Genomic DNA, 15,895 nt, shown 5'->3' with positions numbered 1-15,895 from the left:
GCATATGTCGGGGGACGTGGTCGTGATCGGGGCGGGGCTCAGCGGGTTGGTGGCAGCACTCGACCTGACCAGGGCGGGGCGCTCGGTCATCGTCCTCGAGGCCGCCGACCGGATCGGCGGCAAGGTTCTCACCGTCGACACCGAAGGTCACCACGTCGATCACGGCGCCCACTGGATCGGTGGAGACCAGACCGCGGTGCGCGCACTCGCCGCCGAGTTCGGTGTCGACACGGCTCCCGAACCGCGACGGCGACGCGGTGCGGACGAAGTGTTCGCGGCCGCCGGCCGCGTCCACCGCTATCACGGTCAGGTGCCGCGCATCCCCGTTCGCGAGTGGCTCCCCGTCGGTTCGGGTATCGCGCGCCTCGACCTGGCGGTCCGCACCGTCGACCGCGCGGTGCCGCTGCTGTCGACCTGGCGGCCCGGAGATCACGAGATGTCCGACGTTCTCGCGCGTCGGATGTTTCCCTCCGCCTACGGCCGCGACATCCTCACGTGTTTCTTCCGGCTGATCTTCGGCGCCGACCCGGACGAGGTCCCCGCCCGAGCCGCACTCGAGTACCTGCGCGCGGCCGGCAGCCTGCGGGCGATCGCCGAGGTGCGTGACGGAGCGCAGGAACGCTACTTCGTGGACGGCACCGCATCGCTGATCTCAGCTGTGGCACAGCACCTCTCCGCCCCGCCGGAAACGTCTCGACCCGTCATCGCGATCCGGCCGGACACCTCCGGAGTCGACGTGGTCACCGCGGACGGCACAGTCCGCGCATCCTCGGTGGTTCTCGCGGTTCCCCTCCCCCGCGCCGCCGACATCGACGGCGCGCTCCCCGCCGGACTCGGGGACCGGATGCGCACCTCCCGCATGGGCGAGTACGCGAAGACCATCGTCGTGTACGACAGTCCGTGGTGGCGCGAGAACGGACTCACCGGAACGGCACTCGACGTCGACGGCCCGGTCCAGATGATCGTCGACGGCAACGCCGGACGGGACTCGCCCGGCATCCTGGTCGCCTTCAGTGGCGGTCGAGCCGCGGCAGACCTGTTCTCCCGCACAGATCGCCGTGACATCGTCGTCGCCGAGCTGGTGCGGCTGTTCGGCCCTCGGGCGCGGTCACCTCGTCGTGTCGACGACATCACCTGGTCGGCGCAACCCTGGCTGGGTGGGGCGCCCACCGCGATCCCGCCGTACGGAGGCGTCTTCCACCATCAGGACCTGACCACGGACCGCGTGCACTGGGCAGGAACGGATCTGGCCGATCGCTGGCCCGGCTACCTCGACGGGGCCGTGCGTTCCGGTCGGCGAGCGGCACGTGAGATCCTGACTACGTCTCGAGGTGGGACCGTCTGAGATCGGGCAGTCTCCGCGGTGCCGCGAGCCGACGCAGAGCCGGTGCCACCGGTCGGCCTCGGAGAAGCCCCTCGGTGGTGCCCGCCTCGAGGGCCTTCCGGTAGACGAGGACCGTCTCCCGCACAGCATCGACCGTGTGGTCGATGTCCGAGTCCGTGTGCGCCGCGGACACGACGAACGACTGACCGAGGACACCGCGGGACAGCATCTCCTGCAGGAAGAGAGTCCGGTAGGCCTGCGAGGGAACCCCGTCGGCATCCGCGGTGGCGAACACCAGGCAGCTGGGGCGTCCGAGGACCCGAAGGTGCTCCCCGACACCGGCATCGAACGCCACCTCGGTCACGGCGTCACGCAACCGGGCGCCGGCGCGCTCCATGGCGCCCACGGGGTCCTCCGTCTCGTACGCCCGGACGACGGCACGAAACGCGGCGAGCCCCGTCGTCTCCGGTCCGTGCGTCGTCGACAGCAGGAAGACTCGGTCGGAGTCCGTGCGCAGACCGCCTAGTTCCATCAGATCGCGGCGGCCGGCGAGCGCGGACACCGGGAGTCCGTTGCCCATGGCCTTGCCCCAACACGACAGATCGGGAGTCACGCCGTACACACCCTGCGCACCCGCGGACGACCATCGGAACCCGGTGATCATCTCGTCGAACACGAGAACGGTCCCGTGTCGATCACAGGCTGCGCGGACGGCCTCGAGATACCCCGGTGACGGTTCGGCCAGCGCACCGGCTGCCTCCATGACGACGCACGCGATGTCGTGATCGGCCAGGATCCGTTCCAGCGCAGGGGTGTCGTCGAACGGGAACCGATGCACCGCGCCGTGCGGGATTCCCGCGTTCATCTCCGTCGTCCCGATGAACCAGTCGTCGACCGAGAAGAACGGCTGCGCACAGACCGCGATCTCGGTACGCCCGGTGACCGCACGCGACAGGCGGACGGCCGCGGTGGTCGCATCGGAGCCGTTCTTCGCGAACTTCACCATCTCCGCGGTGGGAACGGTCCTCAGGAAGTCCTCCGCCGCGAGCACTTCGAGCTCGGTCGGCCTCGAGAAGTTGGTTCCCCTGGCGACCGCGTCCGCCACGGCGTCGACCACGGGACGGTACCCGTGTCCCAGTGTGACCGAGCGCAGACCACTCCCGTACTCGACGTACTCGTTGTCGTCGACGTCCCACACACGGGCGCCGACCCCGTGCGTGAGGATCGGGGTGAGGTGCTCCGGGTACTGATCCGAACCCCTTGCGTACGTGTGACTTCCACCGGGGACGAGGCGGTGCAGACGTTCCTGGAGTTCCGAGGATCTCTCGTGTGTCATCGCGTGGCCTCTCGGCGGTCGTCGTGGGAGAGACGGGTGACGTCAGGGTGGTCCGCCTCGCGCCGCAGGACGGTCCGCGCGGTCGTGGCGACGAACCACAGCGCCACCGCCCACTCGGAGACGAGCACCCCGACGACCATGGTCACGACCGATCCGGTGACCGAGGTGATCAGCAGAGCCGACGCCGCGAGGGTGACGCCGAGGACGGCGCCGCCGAGGACCGTGGACGTCCGACCCTGCGCCGGCAGCACGGCGGTGGCGACGTAGGACGTGAGCGTGGTGGCTGGGAGGATCCAGGCGAGGATGCGCAACAGGTCGGTCGCCTGGGCGAACTCGGTGCCGTAGACGATGCGGATCACCAGGGGGGCCACGAGCGTCAGCCCTGCCGCGGCGACGACCGCGAGTGCGAGACACCCCGCCGCACCCTGCATCGTCCGCGCCCGGAAGGCCTGGCCGTCCCGAATTCGGGTCATCCGCGGGAGCAGCGCGAACCCGATCGGATCGAGAACCGACTGTCCCGCTCGGACCAGCCGGTCCGCGGCCGAGAACAGGCCCAGGGAGACCGCGTCGAGCACCGTGGAGTACGCCGCCGCGCCGCCCTGTCCGTAGCCGGTCAGCAGGAGCCGCGACGCGAGCACCGGTGCCGCCGTTCTCAGAGTGTCACCGACCCGCCACGAGGGAACGAGGCGTCCGAAGTGCCGGTCGGCGTCCACGCCGGTGGCGATCACGGTGACGATGGACGAGCCGCCCAGACAAGCCAGCGCGACCTCGGGCGACGGGAACTGCGGCAGCAGAACTACCAGCGCCAGCAGGTATGCCACACGTCCGGCGGCCTGGTAGGCGGTGGAGGCACCGAAGCGGCCACGACCGATCAGCAGCCAGTCCTCCGACAGTGACCAGACACCCCCGGCGACCGCCCCGAGCAGGATCATCCGGGCGGCACCGTCCACACCGGCGGCCCACCCGACCAGCGCCGCGACGACGAGCACGGCGAAGAGTCCGCACCGCACCACCGCGTACGCGCCACGCACCTGCGTGATGTCGGGGTCGTCGACGCGCGCAGCGAAGTACTGCGTGGCACCGAGATCGACGAGAACCGAGCCGAGGAAGTACGCCGACATCCCCACCGCGACGAGCCCGGCTCCTTCGGTTCCGAGCAGCCGGGCTGTCAGCGGCAGGGTGACGAGCGTGACGAGGAACTGACCGTAGGTGCCGAAGCCCACGAGCAGGACGTCTCGGGCGAGCCGCAGCATCAGCGCCGCAGGAGGCGGTCGGCCACGTCGCCGGCTCGCGCACGTAACCGGGTGAGCACGGCGCCGAGAATGCGTCCGTCTCCGGCGAGGACGTCGCCGGTGGAGACCAGAGCCGGGAGTTCGCGTGCGAGACGGTGATGCAGCCGGACCGACTCGCTGAGCTTGCTGTAGCTCGACGTCCGGCTGCACAGGTTGAAGGTCGAGTCGCGCCACGCTGCGTCGATGGTGGAGACGCCGTGGAAGTCCCCGTGAGCGCCCATGCGAGCGAACAGATCGACGTCCATCGGGAACACCAGGTCGCCGCGGAAACCGCCGACCCGGTCGAACAGATCCCTGCGGAAGGTGGTGGCCGCGGTCGGCCCGAACTCGGCGGGACCGCGGCGCACGATGATGCCCGCGAGGTCCTTGCCCGGGCGTCGACCGAGCAGGCCGGGGAGGCCGAGCCCGGTCTCCTTCACCGACCCCTGCTCGTCGATCACCTCGAACTTGGACGAGACCACCGCGATCCCGGGATCGTCCAGTACGGCCTGCTGTCCCGCCAGCGCACCGGGACGGAGCACGTCGTCGGCGCACACCACCTTGACGAGCCGGCCCGTCGAGGCCCGCACGGCCGCGTTCCAGTTGTCCCCGATGGCGAGCACCCGGTCGTTCCGCACGATCCGGACGCGCTCGTCGCGGAAGGAGCGGGCGATGTCGCCGGTCGCGTCGGTGCTCGCGTTGTCGAGCACCAGGACCTCCATGTCCTCGTCCTGGTCCAGGACGGAGGCCAGTGTGGTCTCCAGGGTGCGCGCGGCCTCGTAGGCCGGGATGCACACCGAGAGCGGAGCGGTCATGAGCGGAGTCCTTCCGTGGCCGAGTCGAGATCGACGAACGACATCTCCGGATGCGCCGCAGCGACCTCCGGGAGGAGATCCGGGACGGTCACCACCACACGGTCGGGACGATGGGTGTACAGCCATTCCGGGCCGACGATGGGAACGTCCGTACCCGGCATGCGGCGGCCCCATTTCGCCGGGGACGCATCGACGACCGCGCCGAACGTCTCCGTGGTCACCCCCGCCATCGCGAACAGAGCGACCGCGCGCGACGCCGCTCCGTACGCGGCGAGCGTCACACCCGCGCGAGACGACGCGCCGAGTCTCGCCCGCACCGCCTCGACCTCGGCGACGGCGGCTGCTCCGAGGGACGACACGACGGTGGGATCGGTGACGGCGGCGGCAGCCTCGGCTTCCCGCACGCGCCGTGCCGTCACGAGGTCGTCCTCCCACACCGGGAGGCGCACCGAGTCGTCGCGCATCGCCGAGACCAGGAGAGTCCCGCCGTAGAGGTCCGACTCCCAACACCCGGTGGGCATCAGACCCGCTGCCCACAGAGCGGTCTCGAGCGCGGTCGACGACCAGTAGGCGAAGTGTCCGTGGCGGAGCGCCGTCCACTGGCGATCCCGCACGATGGTCATGAAGGAGTGGACCTGCAGCACCAGTACGCCGCCGTCGCCGAGCAGCGCCCGACGTTCACGCAGAGCGGCCGCCTGGTCCGGCTCGTGCATCAGCCCGAAACCGTCGACGACGAGGTCGGCGGAGCGCGAACCCGCCACGGCCGGACCGGCATCCGCGACGCCACGGGATCTCACGTCGGGGATCCAGGACCCACCGTGGGGGCTTCCGTACTCGCGGACCACGGCGCCGTCGGGGAGCCACCCGCGTCGCACGATCTCGTCCATCGCCCGAGAAGCGGCTCGCGTCAACGCCTCCGGCTCCACTCCACGCGGTTCGTCCGCGCGGGTGTCGTCGTCCAGGAGCTGTGCCAGGCCGCACGTCGTGCACAGGCCCATCGCGAGAGCATGCATCTCGTCGCCCTCGGGAGAGGACTCGGCCGTCGGGAAACTGTCCGCGGCCGGCACGAGGCCGAGATCGAGCACCGTGGACACCGTCGCCGAGGCGCAGGCTCTGCACGAACTCATGAGATTCTCCGGCTCGTCGTACGCGGGGAGCACCCGTCGGCGACACTGGACTCATGCGCGTCGAGACCACACCTCTGCGAGACGTCCTGCTCTTCCTGCCCACCCCGCATCGCGACGATCGGGGTTTCTTCACGAGGACCTTCGACACCGAGATCTTCGACGCGGCGATCGCCGAGCACACGACCCTGTCCACGAGAGCCGCTGATTTCCGTCAGGACTCCCAGTCCCGTTCCGCCGGCGGCGTTCTGCGTGGCCTGCACGGGCGAGGAGGCCGAGGCGAGGCCAAGTTGGTGCGGTGCGCCCGCGGCGCCGTCCAGGACGTCCTGGTGGACACCAGAACGGAGTCGCCCACCTTCGGTCAGTGGTTCGACGTCGTGCTCGACGACGTGGAGTGCGCGCACCTGTTCGTGCCCCCCGGCTTCCTGCACGGCTTCCTCACCCTGGGCGAGACCGCAGACGTGTGCTACCGGATCGACCGTCCGCACGAACCCTCCGAGGACGTGGGCGTCCGCTGGGACGACGCGGATCTGGCGATCCGCTGGCGCGGGACGCCGAGCATCGTGAGCGACCGGGACGCGGGGGCGCGGTCCTGGCGCGACCTCGTCGCCGGCGGGTGATCTCTCACGCACTGCCGACACCCACCCGCGTCCTGCGGAGGTTCTCGTCGATCGCGCCGGTCCGCTGGAGCTCGGTGACGCGGGCCAGACGCGTGAAGCGCTGCGCCAGTGCGTCCGCGGTGAGACCGTGGCGGGCGTATGCGGCGACCAGTTCTTCAGCGCCGGCTCGGACACTCCACTCGGGGACGAAGGCGGGCAACACCTCTCGCGCCGCGGAGAAGTCGACGCGGTAGGACCGCGGGTCGGCGCCGTATTCTCCGGTGACCACCACCTCGGCACCCGTCACGTCGGCGACCGTCTCGGCGATGTCGCGCACCGTCACGTTGTTCGCCTCGGTGCCGATGTTCAACGCCCGGTTCCGAATTCGGTCGACCGGCGCCTCGAGTGCGGCCGCGAAGGCGTACGCGATGTCCCGCGCGTGCACGAGGGGTCGCCACGGCGTGCCGTCGGACTTGACGACGATGCGTCCGGTGAGGAACGCCGACGCCGTGAGATCGTTGACCACGATGTCCGCCCGCAGCCGCGGTGAGTAGCCGAAGGCCGTCGCGTTGCGGAGGAACACCGGCGCGAAGCTGTCGTCCGCCATGGCCGCGACGTCGTCCTCGACGCGCACCTTGCTCACGGCGTAGGGGGTGAGGGGCCTCAGCACCGCGTCCTCCGTGACCGCGTCCTGACCGGCGGCGCCGTAGACCGAACAGGTGGACGCGTACAGGAACCGGCCCACCCCCGCATCCTTCGCGGCACGTGCGAGACGCACGGAGGCATGGTGATTGATGTCGTGCGTGATCTCCGGCGCCAGCGTGCCGAGCGGATCGTTCGACAGTGCGGCGAGGTGCACCACCGCGTCGACACCCGTGAGATCGGCGGCTACGACGTCGCGCAGATCCGTGGCCAGGGTGACCGGATTCGCGGGTGCGTCACCGAGAACGCAGTCCGCGAACAGGCCGCTGTCGAGCCCCACCACGGTGTGACCACGCTCCTGCAGGAGCGGAACCATGACGGTACCGAGGTATCCCTGGTGTCCGGTGACGAGTACACGCATGCTGTTCACGACCCTTTCGTCTGCGGTGCCGGACGGTCCGACCGCAGGTTCTCCGTGTGCAGGAGTATCTTCTCCACGACGAACGCCTCGGCATATCTGCTGCGGCACTGCACTCCTCGCACGCGCGCCAGCCCGAGAAAGGTCTCGGAGTCGTACCAGTCGTGGTGATGCTGCGAGGGGTAGTGCCGCGACAGCAGCTCCGCCTTGCGCACCGCCACGTCGTCGGCGAGCGGATAATAGAGACCGGGTGTCGGAAGATCGGACTCCCACTTGACGATCTCGTAGCCCAGCACCAGATGGTCGCGAAAGACGGTGGGAACCAGCTCCGCCAGCAGGCGGTGATCCTGGTGCGCGTCGCGCCGCTGCGGTGCGAGTACGACGTCAGGCTCGCACGTACGCCGGAACTGTTCGAGTCCGTTCTTCACCGCGCTCCAGTGATCAGGGGAGCGGCCGTCCGGCACGTCGAGCACGGTGAGCGACACCGGTCCGTCCGAACAGAAGTCCGACAGTGCCTTTCGCTCCTCGGCTTCCCGCTCGGTGCCGCCGCCCGACGACACCAGAGCGTGCACCTCGACATCTCCCCCACGGGTGAGGTCGAGGAGCGTTCCTCCGGCGCCGATGGCGATGTCGTCCGGATGCGCCCCGAGCACCGCCACCGAGCGGATACGGCTGGGGGACAGGCCAATCACGCGACGACGCTCGACAGTGGCGGTCGATTCCGATCGCCCTCCCACACCGCCCACGGGCGAATGCCGCGCCCGTAGTCGTTGTCGAGTTCCGCACGCTCCTTGAAGGTGTCGGCCGGCTTCCAGAATCCCTCGTGCCGGTATCCGAACAGTTCCCCGCGGCCCGCCAGTGTCATACACGCATCGCCGACCAGATCGCCCCCCTCCGGAATGTGGTCGAAGACCTCCTGACTGAGCACGAAGTACCCGCCGTTCTCCCAGATGGGAAAGCGGCTCACCGGAACGATGTCCTTGATCTCGCCGGCCTCCGACACGTCCACGCAGTGGAAGCTCGACTGCGGCGGCACCACCAGCATGGACGCCACGGCGCCCGACTCGTGATAGCGCTCGATCATCGTGTCCAGCGGGGCGTCGGTCAACACGTCCGAGTAGTTGGCGAGGAAGTACGGATCGCCGTCAAGGTGGTCACGGACGCGCCGCAACCTCTCGCCGATGGGCGACTCGACGCCGGTGTCCACGAACGTGATCGACCAGTCGCTCATGTCCGTGCTCAGCAACTCGACCTTGCCGTCGCGCATGACGAAGTCGTTGGACTGCTCCTCGTGATAGTCCAGGAAGAACTGCTTGATCGCTGCCGCGCCGTAGCCGAGGCACAGCACGAAGTCCTTGTGGCCGTAGTGTGCGTAGTACTTCATGATGTGCCAGAGGAGCGGACGGGGCCCGACCATCTGCAAGGGCTTCGGGATGTCGTCGTTGCGGTCGTTGCGCATGCGCATTCCGTAACCGCCACAGAACAGTACGACCTTCATGCCAGAGCCTCCGATGTGTCGAGCCGCCCGATGTCGGCGGTGTGGAGAACGGGGAGTGGGAACACGACGCGCCCACCCCACTCGGCGACGTAGCTCAGCTGCTCGGTGAGCTCGCTCTCGAGATTCCACGGCAGGACCAGGACCACGTCCGGACGATCCGCCGCGATGCGATCGGGATGGTGCACCGGGATTCGCGTCCCCGGTGTGAACCGACCGTGCTTGTAGGGATTGCGATCGACGGTGTACTCCACCAGGTCCGTTCGGATGCCGCAGTAGTTGAGCAGGGTGTTGCCCTTGCCCGGCGCGCCGTATCCGACCACGCGTTCACCCCGCCGGCGACAGTCGAGGAGGAACTCGAGCAACGTCGCTCGGACCCCGCGCGCCGCCTTCTCGAGCCCGCGATAGCCGACCACGTGATGCAGCCCCGCGCGCTGCTCGGCCGCGAGCAGGTCGAGGGTGCGCTCGCTGGGCGGGCCGGCGTTCGCGGACGGTGTCGCCCAGATCCGGATGGAACCACCGTGGGTGGACAGTTCCTCGACGTCCACGACGGTCAGGTCGCCTCGGGCGAGCGCCCTCGTCGCCGTCAGGACCGTCCAGTACTGGAAGTGCTCGTGGTAGACCGTGTCGAACTGTGCGTCGGCCACCAGGTGGAGGGCGTGGTGCACCTCGATGCTGACCATGCCGTGGTCCGACACCAGCGTGCGCAGCCCCTCGGTGAATCCCGCGACGTCCGGGATGTGGGCGTACACGTTGTTCGCGACGACGAGGTCCGCCGGCCCGTGCGCGGCACGCACCTGCGCCGCGGTCGTCGGATCGAGGAACGCTGTCTCCGTCGGAACACCGGACTCACGCGCTGCCGCACCGACGTTCACGCTCGGCTCGATACCGAGGCAGCGGATTCCGGCGTCCACGACGTGCTGCAGGAGATAGCCGTCGTTGCTCGCCACCTCGACCACGAACGACTCGTCGGACAGATCCAGGCGGCGCACGGACTCCTGCACGAACGTCCGGGCATGGTCGACCCAGCTGCTCGAGAACGACGAGAAGTACGCGTACTCGGTGAACGTCTCGGCCGGCGACACGAGAGCCGGAATCTGCAACAGCAGGCACTCTCGGCAGAGACGCAGGTGCAGGGGGAAGGTGGGCTCCGGATCGTCGAGCTGCGCTGCGGTGAGGAACGATTCGCACGGCGGTGTCGCGCCCAGGTCGAGGACACTCTCGAGGTCGGCGGATCCGCAGAGACGGCAGTGCATGAGCATTCCTCACTGGCAGGCCGCGCGTCCGTGTCGGGCCCCGCCGACGGGGTGGACCGAACGCGCTGCTTTGTACGATTTGCACGTATTCTGCCACAGAAAAATACTCTGTGCCGGTTTCCGGCTCCAAATCATTCGCTCAAACTACATCTCACCTCCGCTGCGTGTTGTGAGAACACACGGGCCACAGGGAACGATCCGGTCACTCCTCGGGTTCGGTGAGCCCCGCCCTCTCGTCGCGCTCGGCCCACTCGATCAGCGGGGCGATCGAGTACACGGCATCGTCGATTCCTGCGTGCAGATCACCGAGATCCGCGAATCGGGACGGCACCGTGTACATGGTGAGGTCCCGCGGCTCCACGTCGGCGCTCTCGTCCCACGTGATCGGCGTCGACACCGTCGCGTCCTGATTGCCGCGCACGGAGTACGCGCTCGCGATGGTGTGGTCGCGGGCGTTCTGGTTGTAGTCGACGAACAACTTCGTCGGGTCGCGGTCCTTGCGCCACCACGTCGTGGTCACGTCGTCCGGCGCGCGCCGCTCCACTTCCCGAGCGAACGCCAGTGCGGCCCTGCGGACATCGGCGAAGCCCTGCTCCGGCGCGATACGCACGTACACGTGCAACCCGTTGCCGCCCGACGTCTTCGGCCACCCGACGGCACCGAGTTCGTCGAGCACCTCGCGCGTCACCGCCGCCACCCGGCGCACCCGGTCGAAGGAGCAGTCCGGCATCGGATCCAGATCGATGCGCCACTCGTCCGGACTCTCCACGTCGGCGCGCCGGCTGTTCCACGGATGGAACTCCACCGTCGACATCTGCACGGCCCAGATCACGTGCGCCAGTTCGGTGACGCAGAGTTCGTCCGCGGTGCGGTTGTAGCGCGGGAAGGTGACCCGCACCGTCTCCATCCAGTCCGGAGCGCCTTTCGGCAACCGCTTCTGGTGCACCTTCTCCCCGGCGAGACCGTCGGGGAACCGGTGCATCATGCAGGGCCGCTCCCGCAGCGCGCGCACGATGCCGTCGCCGACAGACAGGTAGTACTCGACGAGATCACGCTTGGTGGCTCCGCTCGCCGGGAAGTACACGCGGTCGGGGTTGGACACCCGCACCGTGCGTCCGCTGACCTCGAGTTCGATCGCCGGTGACGTGGCTGCCATGACGCGATACTAGTGCGGCCCGAGGGGGTACACAGGAACACGTCGGAGTTCGTACGAGCGAAGGAGCACCCCTTGATCTTCATCACCGCCAAGTTCCGAGTGAAGGCAGAGCACGCGGACGACTGGCCCGAGATCTCGCGAGCCTTCACCGAGGCCTGCCAGGCGGAGGAGGGATGCCTCTGGTACTTCTGGTCGCGCACACTCGACGATCCCACCGAGTACGTCCTCGTCGAGGCCTTCCGCGACCCGGATGCCGGTGCGACACACGTGCAGTCGGACCACTTCAAGCAGGCGCAGAAGGATCTCCCGCCGTACCTGCAGGAGACTCCGAAGATCGTCAGCACCGAGGTGGAGGGCACCGACTGGTCGGAGCTCGGCGAACTCGCGGTCTAGTTCCGCGCGTCCACGATCTCGGCGAGCGTGCGGACGGCGTCGGCGAACACCCCCGGCAGTTCCTGCGGCGGGTTGTGGCCGGCGTCGACCGCACGCACGTCGACGAGATCCGTGAAGTGCGCGCCGTGGTCGGGCGATCCGTACAGGGCGGCGACCGTGTCCTCCGTCGGATCGAGGACGACGGTCGGCACCGTGATCGACGGCTGCCCGGCGAGCGCGTCCTGCGTGGCCGCGTACCGCGGGTCCCCCGCCGCGAGTCCGTACCGGTGTCGATACGAGTGCACCGCGACGTCGACGAAGTCCGGGTTGTCGAACGATGCTGCGGTGGCGGCGAATTCGGAGTCTCCGAACCGCCACGTCGGCGACCAGTCGGTCCACAACGTCTGCGCGATCTCCGCGCGGTAGGCAGCGAGGCCGGCGCGGCCGCGCTCCGAGTGCAGGTAGTACTGGTACCAGTACCGCTTCTCGAGGTGCGGCGGTGCCGGCGTCGTCACGGCAGCCTCGATGTCCTGCACCAGGTAGCCGGACACGCTGACCAGACCCGACACCGACTCGGGCCACAGCGCCGCCACCGCGCACGCCGCGCGGCCACCCCAGTCGTAGCCGGCGACGATCGGACGGTCGAGTGCCATCGCCCCGATGAGGTCGTGCAGATCGTGCGCCAACGCGGCCTGCTCTCCCGACCGCATCGTGGAGTCCTCGACGAACCGCGTGGGCCCGAAGCCGCGCAGGTACGGCACCACCACGTCGGCACCCGTGTCGGCCAGCAGTCGGGCGACGTCGTCGTAGGACCGGGTGTCGTACGGAAACCCGTGCAGCAACACGACCGACGGGCCGCTCGGGTCTCCGTACCGCTCGACGCCCGCGTCGAGCACTCCTGCGCGCACCAGCTCCATGCCCGCCATCATGCCGTGCGTCGGTTGCTCGCAGACAGCACCAGGGCCGTGCAGTGGTCGACGAAGTGCTGCCGTTCCACCACGATCTCGCCGTCGAGGTACGCCGTGAACAGGGCGGTCAGCGACCCGACGACACCGGTCGCAGTCAGCAGGCGGTCGACGTCGTTCGACTCGGCGGGCAGGTTGTCGCCGATGAGCGCGACGAAGATCGGCATGGTGCGCCGCCCCCAGGTGCTCAGCGCCGGATCGGCGAACGGCGCCGACAACAGCACTCGGCCGTGTTCGGGACGGTCGATCATGAGCTCGACGAACGCGGTGACGGCGCGGCGTGCGCGCTCCTCCGGGCGGCGGGCCTGACCCACCGCGCGGACCAGTGCATCGCGCCCCTCCTCGGCCACCGCGGTGTACACCGTGCGGACGAACGAGTCACGGTCGCCGAAGTTCTCGTAGAAGTAGCGCTCGGTCAACGACGCCCGCGAGCACACCGCCCGCACACTCACAGCGGGACCACCGACCGCTCCCAGCAGATCGATCCCGGCCGTGAGCAGTGCCGCGCGCCGCTGCTCGCGTCGCGCCTCGAGCGTGGTCACGTCGATGACACCTCACTGTTGACTGCCGTGCTCGCTCGACTCTACGGTGACAACATGCGTAGTCAAACGCTCGGCCCCGACTCCCTCACCTGGCGATGGTTCGGGGACTGGCGCGGGATCCTGCAGGGACCGTGGGCCGGCTCGATGCAGAACATGCACCCGGGTCTCGGCGCGGCCGTCAGCGAGCACTCGACGTTCGAGGTCGAGCGCTGGGAGCGCGTCATGCGCTCGCTCTATCCCATCGGCGGCGTCGTGTTCGACGGTGACCGCGCACCCGAGACCGCGGATCGAATCAGGCGCTACCACAACGACATCAGCGGTCTCGATGCTCACGGTCGGCCCTACCACGCCCTCGATCCCGACATCTTCTACTGGGCGCACGCCACGTTCTTCGTGGGCACCATGCGCACCGCCGAGTACTTCATGGGCGGCATCACCGAGGCCGAGCGAGAGCAACTGTTCGACGAGCACCGACGGTGGTACGGCCTGTACGGCATGAGCATGCGCCCCGTGCCCGAGACGTGGTCCGACTTCCAGGCGTACTGGGACCGGATGTGCCGCACCGTTCTGGAGGACACCCCGGCCGCGCGCCTGGTCCTCGACATGTCGTCCGTGCCGGTGCCACCGTTCCTGCCACTACCCGAGTGGCTGTGGGCCCGTATGCGCCCGGTCGTCGACCGCACCTTCCGGCGCATCACCGTCGGGCTCTACGACCCGGCGGTCCGAGACCTGCTGGGCTACACCTGGACCGATCGGGACGAGCGCTGGCTGCGGCGGCTGGGTTTCCTGGTGAACGTGGCGTTCCGGGCCGTGCCGGCGCGGCGGCGCAAGCATCCGCGTGCGCGCGCCGGACTGGACCGCGCCGCCGGCCGGATCCTCGCCACCGCCCCGCTGGTGGAGACCCCGGACCGCAACCTCCCGCCCGCGGGTCGTCGGCAGAACCCGCGGCACTACGTTCCCGGGCGCTGAGGCTGAGTCGTCGGAATCGCCCTCGATTGTGCAGAACCGCGACATCGATCAACATCGTGTGGCTCCACACGCAAGCTGGTGGATCTCGTTGTGCACGAACGAGCGCTTCGTCAACAGGCGCGGACCACCGCCAGACCTCGACAGCACGCGAGCAACTCACACTCGGCCGATGGGAGTCCACACCAGACGACAGCTGATCGCCGGGGGCATCAGCGGCGCGACCGTCGATCGCAGAGCAGCGCGCGGCGAACTGCACCGACTGCTGCCCGGCGTGTACTCCACCGAACCACCCACGTACGAGGACAGGTGTGCGGCGGTCCGACTGTGGAAACCGCACGCCGTCGCGAGTCACGACACCGCAGCCTGGATCTGGGGGCTGCTGCCCGCGGAACCCTCCATGGTCCACGTGACGGTGCCGCCGACGGGGTACGCGGGTGGCCCGAATTGGGTGCGTGTTCATCGCCGGGCTCTGACGAACGTCAGATGGTTGGGGGACACACCTGTCGTGTCCCTCGAACACGCGATCCTCGACGTCGCCGGCACGTTGACCCGGCCGCAGTTCGAGAAGGTGATCGACAGTGCGCTGTCACGGGCCGTGAGCTGGCGTTCCCTTGCGCAGCTCTGCGACGAGGCGGCCGGGAAGACAGGCATGCGGATGCTGCGCGAACAGTTGCGTCGAGCCTGCCCGCACACACTGTCCGAACCCGAGCGCATGGTGGCGCGAGCTCTCACCGCCCGCAACATGCACCTGGAGATCAATGGCAAGGTCGGCCCGTACTACGGAGATCTGGTGGACCGGCGCGGGCGCGTGGTGGTGGAGATCGATGGGCGTGAGTTCCACACGGCTGCAGACGTCTTCACCAGCGATCGTCGCAGACAGAACGCACTGGTGTTGGACGGCTGGCTGGTTCTGAGATACTCCGCTGTCACGGTGAAGGCGAGCGTGGCTGCAGTCGCGGACGAGATCATCGAGACGGTGCGCCGGCGACGATCGCTCGCGCGAGGGTGAGCGCACACGATCACCGGTGATTCTGCGGATGCGCGGAATCGTCGACGATCGTGTGGCTACAGCCGCATCGACGCCACCACCTCCCCGACAGCACTCTCGAACTGGTGCCCACCCCGCTGGTGCTCGACCACCCGAGCGCCCGGGAGCCGCGCGGAGGCCAGTGCCAGGTGCGAGAAGGGGACCACGTCGTCGTCGCGGCAGTGGTGCAGCGTCAGGGAGACGTCCGGCGGGACGGTCGGCCACTCGTACTGGTGGACGTCCCAGCCCGCGGCACTCCAGTCGGGCATCGCGAGCAACGTGGCGGCGGGAACCGGGACCGAAGCGAGCACGTGCAGCAGGACGGTGGCGCCGAAGGAGTGCGCGATCACGACGTCGGGACTCGCCTCGAGGCTGCGGCGTATCGGTCCTGCCCACGCCTCGACGCTCATGTCGTCGCTCGGGATGCGGGGCATGTCGACCGTCGCGCCGAGCAGCGCGCCGAACTCCTCCGCCATCGGCTCGTCGTCGTCCTCGCCGCCGGCGCCGTGGACGAACAGCAGTCTCGTCATACCGATACCGACTCGACGGGGCGCCGGAACTCACCGCGGAACGCCGAGAGCCGG

At 69.0% G+C, this 15,895-nt stretch carries 17 protein-coding genes; 5 read left to right on the top strand and 12 right to left on the bottom strand.

The features are described 5' to 3' along the window. Window positions 1-4: 4 nt before the first annotated feature. Window positions 5-1,345, top strand: a complete 1,341-nt coding sequence (locus tag OHB23_RS06635; protein ID WP_328811159.1) for a flavin monoamine oxidase family protein — start codon at window positions 5-7, stop codon at window positions 1,343-1,345. Here the strand turns inward: OHB23_RS06635 and OHB23_RS06630 are convergent. From OHB23_RS06630 to OHB23_RS06615, 4 genes are read right to left on the bottom strand one after another with little or no spacing between them, the layout of a single operon-like run. Beyond that, entirely contained in the window at window positions 1,320-2,660 is a 1,341-nt protein-coding gene (locus OHB23_RS06630; protein ID WP_328811158.1) for a glutamate-1-semialdehyde 2,1-aminomutase, read from the bottom strand. The two genes, OHB23_RS06635 and OHB23_RS06630, sit on opposite strands and share 26 nt — an antisense overlap. Next, window positions 2,657-3,913, bottom strand: a complete 1,257-nt coding sequence (locus tag OHB23_RS06625; RefSeq protein ID WP_328811157.1) for a lipopolysaccharide biosynthesis protein — start codon at window positions 3,911-3,913, stop codon at window positions 2,657-2,659. Before OHB23_RS06625 ends, OHB23_RS06630 begins: the two co-directional genes overlap by 4 nt. Next, complete coding sequence (locus OHB23_RS06620) at window positions 3,913-4,746, bottom strand: glycosyltransferase family 2 protein (RefSeq protein ID WP_056441485.1); 834 nt, start codon at window positions 4,744-4,746, stop codon at window positions 3,913-3,915. Before OHB23_RS06620 ends, OHB23_RS06625 begins: the two co-directional genes overlap by 1 nt. Then, the gene (locus OHB23_RS06615) at window positions 4,743-5,873 is read right to left on the bottom strand and encodes a class I SAM-dependent methyltransferase (protein ID WP_328811156.1); all 1,131 of its coding nucleotides are present in this window, start codon (window positions 5,871-5,873) and stop codon (window positions 4,743-4,745) included. The genes OHB23_RS06620 and OHB23_RS06615 overlap by 4 nt, the downstream gene beginning before the upstream one ends. Before the next feature lie 53 nt (window positions 5,874-5,926). Here OHB23_RS06615 and OHB23_RS06610 point away from each other — a divergent pair, with 53 nt between their 5' ends. Continuing rightward, the gene (locus tag OHB23_RS06610; RefSeq protein WP_328811155.1) at window positions 5,927-6,490 is read left to right on the top strand and encodes a dTDP-4-dehydrorhamnose 3,5-epimerase family protein; all 564 of its coding nucleotides are present in this window, start codon (window positions 5,927-5,929) and stop codon (window positions 6,488-6,490) included. A gap of 4 nt (window positions 6,491-6,494) precedes the next feature. On the opposite strand, the gene OHB23_RS06605 is transcribed toward OHB23_RS06610, so the two are convergent. From OHB23_RS06605 to ligD, 5 genes are all read right to left on the bottom strand, one after another. Continuing rightward, window positions 6,495-7,532 (bottom strand): NAD-dependent epimerase/dehydratase family protein, encoded by a 1,038-nt coding sequence (locus OHB23_RS06605; RefSeq protein ID WP_328811599.1) that lies wholly within the window; start codon window positions 7,530-7,532, stop codon window positions 6,495-6,497. Between the two features lie 5 nt (window positions 7,533-7,537). Continuing rightward, window positions 7,538-8,221 (bottom strand): PIG-L deacetylase family protein, encoded by a 684-nt coding sequence (locus OHB23_RS06600; RefSeq protein WP_328811154.1) that lies wholly within the window; start codon window positions 8,219-8,221, stop codon window positions 7,538-7,540. Further along, window positions 8,218-9,027, bottom strand: a complete 810-nt coding sequence (locus tag OHB23_RS06595; protein WP_027506282.1) for a glucose-1-phosphate cytidylyltransferase — start codon at window positions 9,025-9,027, stop codon at window positions 8,218-8,220. Before OHB23_RS06595 ends, OHB23_RS06600 begins: the two co-directional genes overlap by 4 nt. Continuing rightward, window positions 9,024-10,280, bottom strand: a complete 1,257-nt coding sequence (locus tag OHB23_RS06590) for a class I SAM-dependent methyltransferase (RefSeq protein WP_056442274.1) — start codon at window positions 10,278-10,280, stop codon at window positions 9,024-9,026. Before OHB23_RS06590 ends, OHB23_RS06595 begins: the two co-directional genes overlap by 4 nt. Window positions 10,281-10,482: 202 nt before the next feature. Then, window positions 10,483-11,436, bottom strand: coding sequence for a non-homologous end-joining DNA ligase (gene ligD, locus OHB23_RS06585; protein ID WP_328811153.1), 954 nt, complete (start codon window positions 11,434-11,436; stop codon window positions 10,483-10,485). 72 nt (window positions 11,437-11,508) lie between these two features. On the opposite strand from ligD, the gene OHB23_RS06580 reads away from it, so the two are divergent. Further along, window positions 11,509-11,829: a putative quinol monooxygenase gene (locus tag OHB23_RS06580; RefSeq protein WP_027506279.1), complete on the top strand. Its 321-nt coding sequence runs from the start codon at window positions 11,509-11,511 to the stop codon at window positions 11,827-11,829. Here the strand turns inward: OHB23_RS06580 and OHB23_RS06575 are convergent. Together OHB23_RS06575 and OHB23_RS06570 are read right to left on the bottom strand one after the other, a co-directional pair. Next, window positions 11,826-12,725 carry an alpha/beta fold hydrolase gene (locus OHB23_RS06575; RefSeq protein WP_328811152.1) on the bottom strand — a complete coding sequence of 300 codons (900 nt, stop codon included), beginning with the start codon at window positions 12,723-12,725 and terminating at the stop codon, window positions 11,826-11,828. The genes OHB23_RS06580 and OHB23_RS06575 overlap by 4 nt on opposite strands. A gap of 8 nt (window positions 12,726-12,733) precedes the next feature. After that, window positions 12,734-13,315: a TetR/AcrR family transcriptional regulator gene (locus tag OHB23_RS06570; RefSeq protein WP_222638034.1), complete on the bottom strand. Its 582-nt coding sequence runs from the start codon at window positions 13,313-13,315 to the stop codon at window positions 12,734-12,736. A 54-nt stretch (window positions 13,316-13,369) separates the two neighbouring features. On the opposite strand from OHB23_RS06570, the gene OHB23_RS06565 reads away from it, so the two are divergent. After that, entirely contained in the window at window positions 13,370-14,284 is a 915-nt protein-coding gene (locus tag OHB23_RS06565; RefSeq protein ID WP_328811151.1) for an oxygenase MpaB family protein, read from the top strand. A gap of 169 nt (window positions 14,285-14,453) precedes the next feature. After that, window positions 14,454-15,293, top strand: a complete 840-nt coding sequence (locus tag OHB23_RS06560; protein ID WP_328811150.1) for a DUF559 domain-containing protein — start codon at window positions 14,454-14,456, stop codon at window positions 15,291-15,293. Window positions 15,294-15,349: 56 nt separating this feature from the next. On the opposite strand, the gene OHB23_RS06555 is transcribed toward OHB23_RS06560, so the two are convergent. After that, entirely contained in the window at window positions 15,350-15,841 is a 492-nt protein-coding gene (locus tag OHB23_RS06555) for an alpha/beta hydrolase (protein WP_328811149.1), read from the bottom strand. Window positions 15,842-15,895: the final 54 nt, after the last annotated feature.

This window comes from Rhodococcus sp. NBC_00294, assembly GCF_036163995.1.
Lineage (GTDB): Bacteria > Actinomycetota > Actinomycetes > Mycobacteriales > Mycobacteriaceae > Rhodococcoides.
The sequence above is the reverse complement of the archived record's forward strand: the minus strand, read 5'-3'. Positions and strand labels throughout refer to the sequence as shown.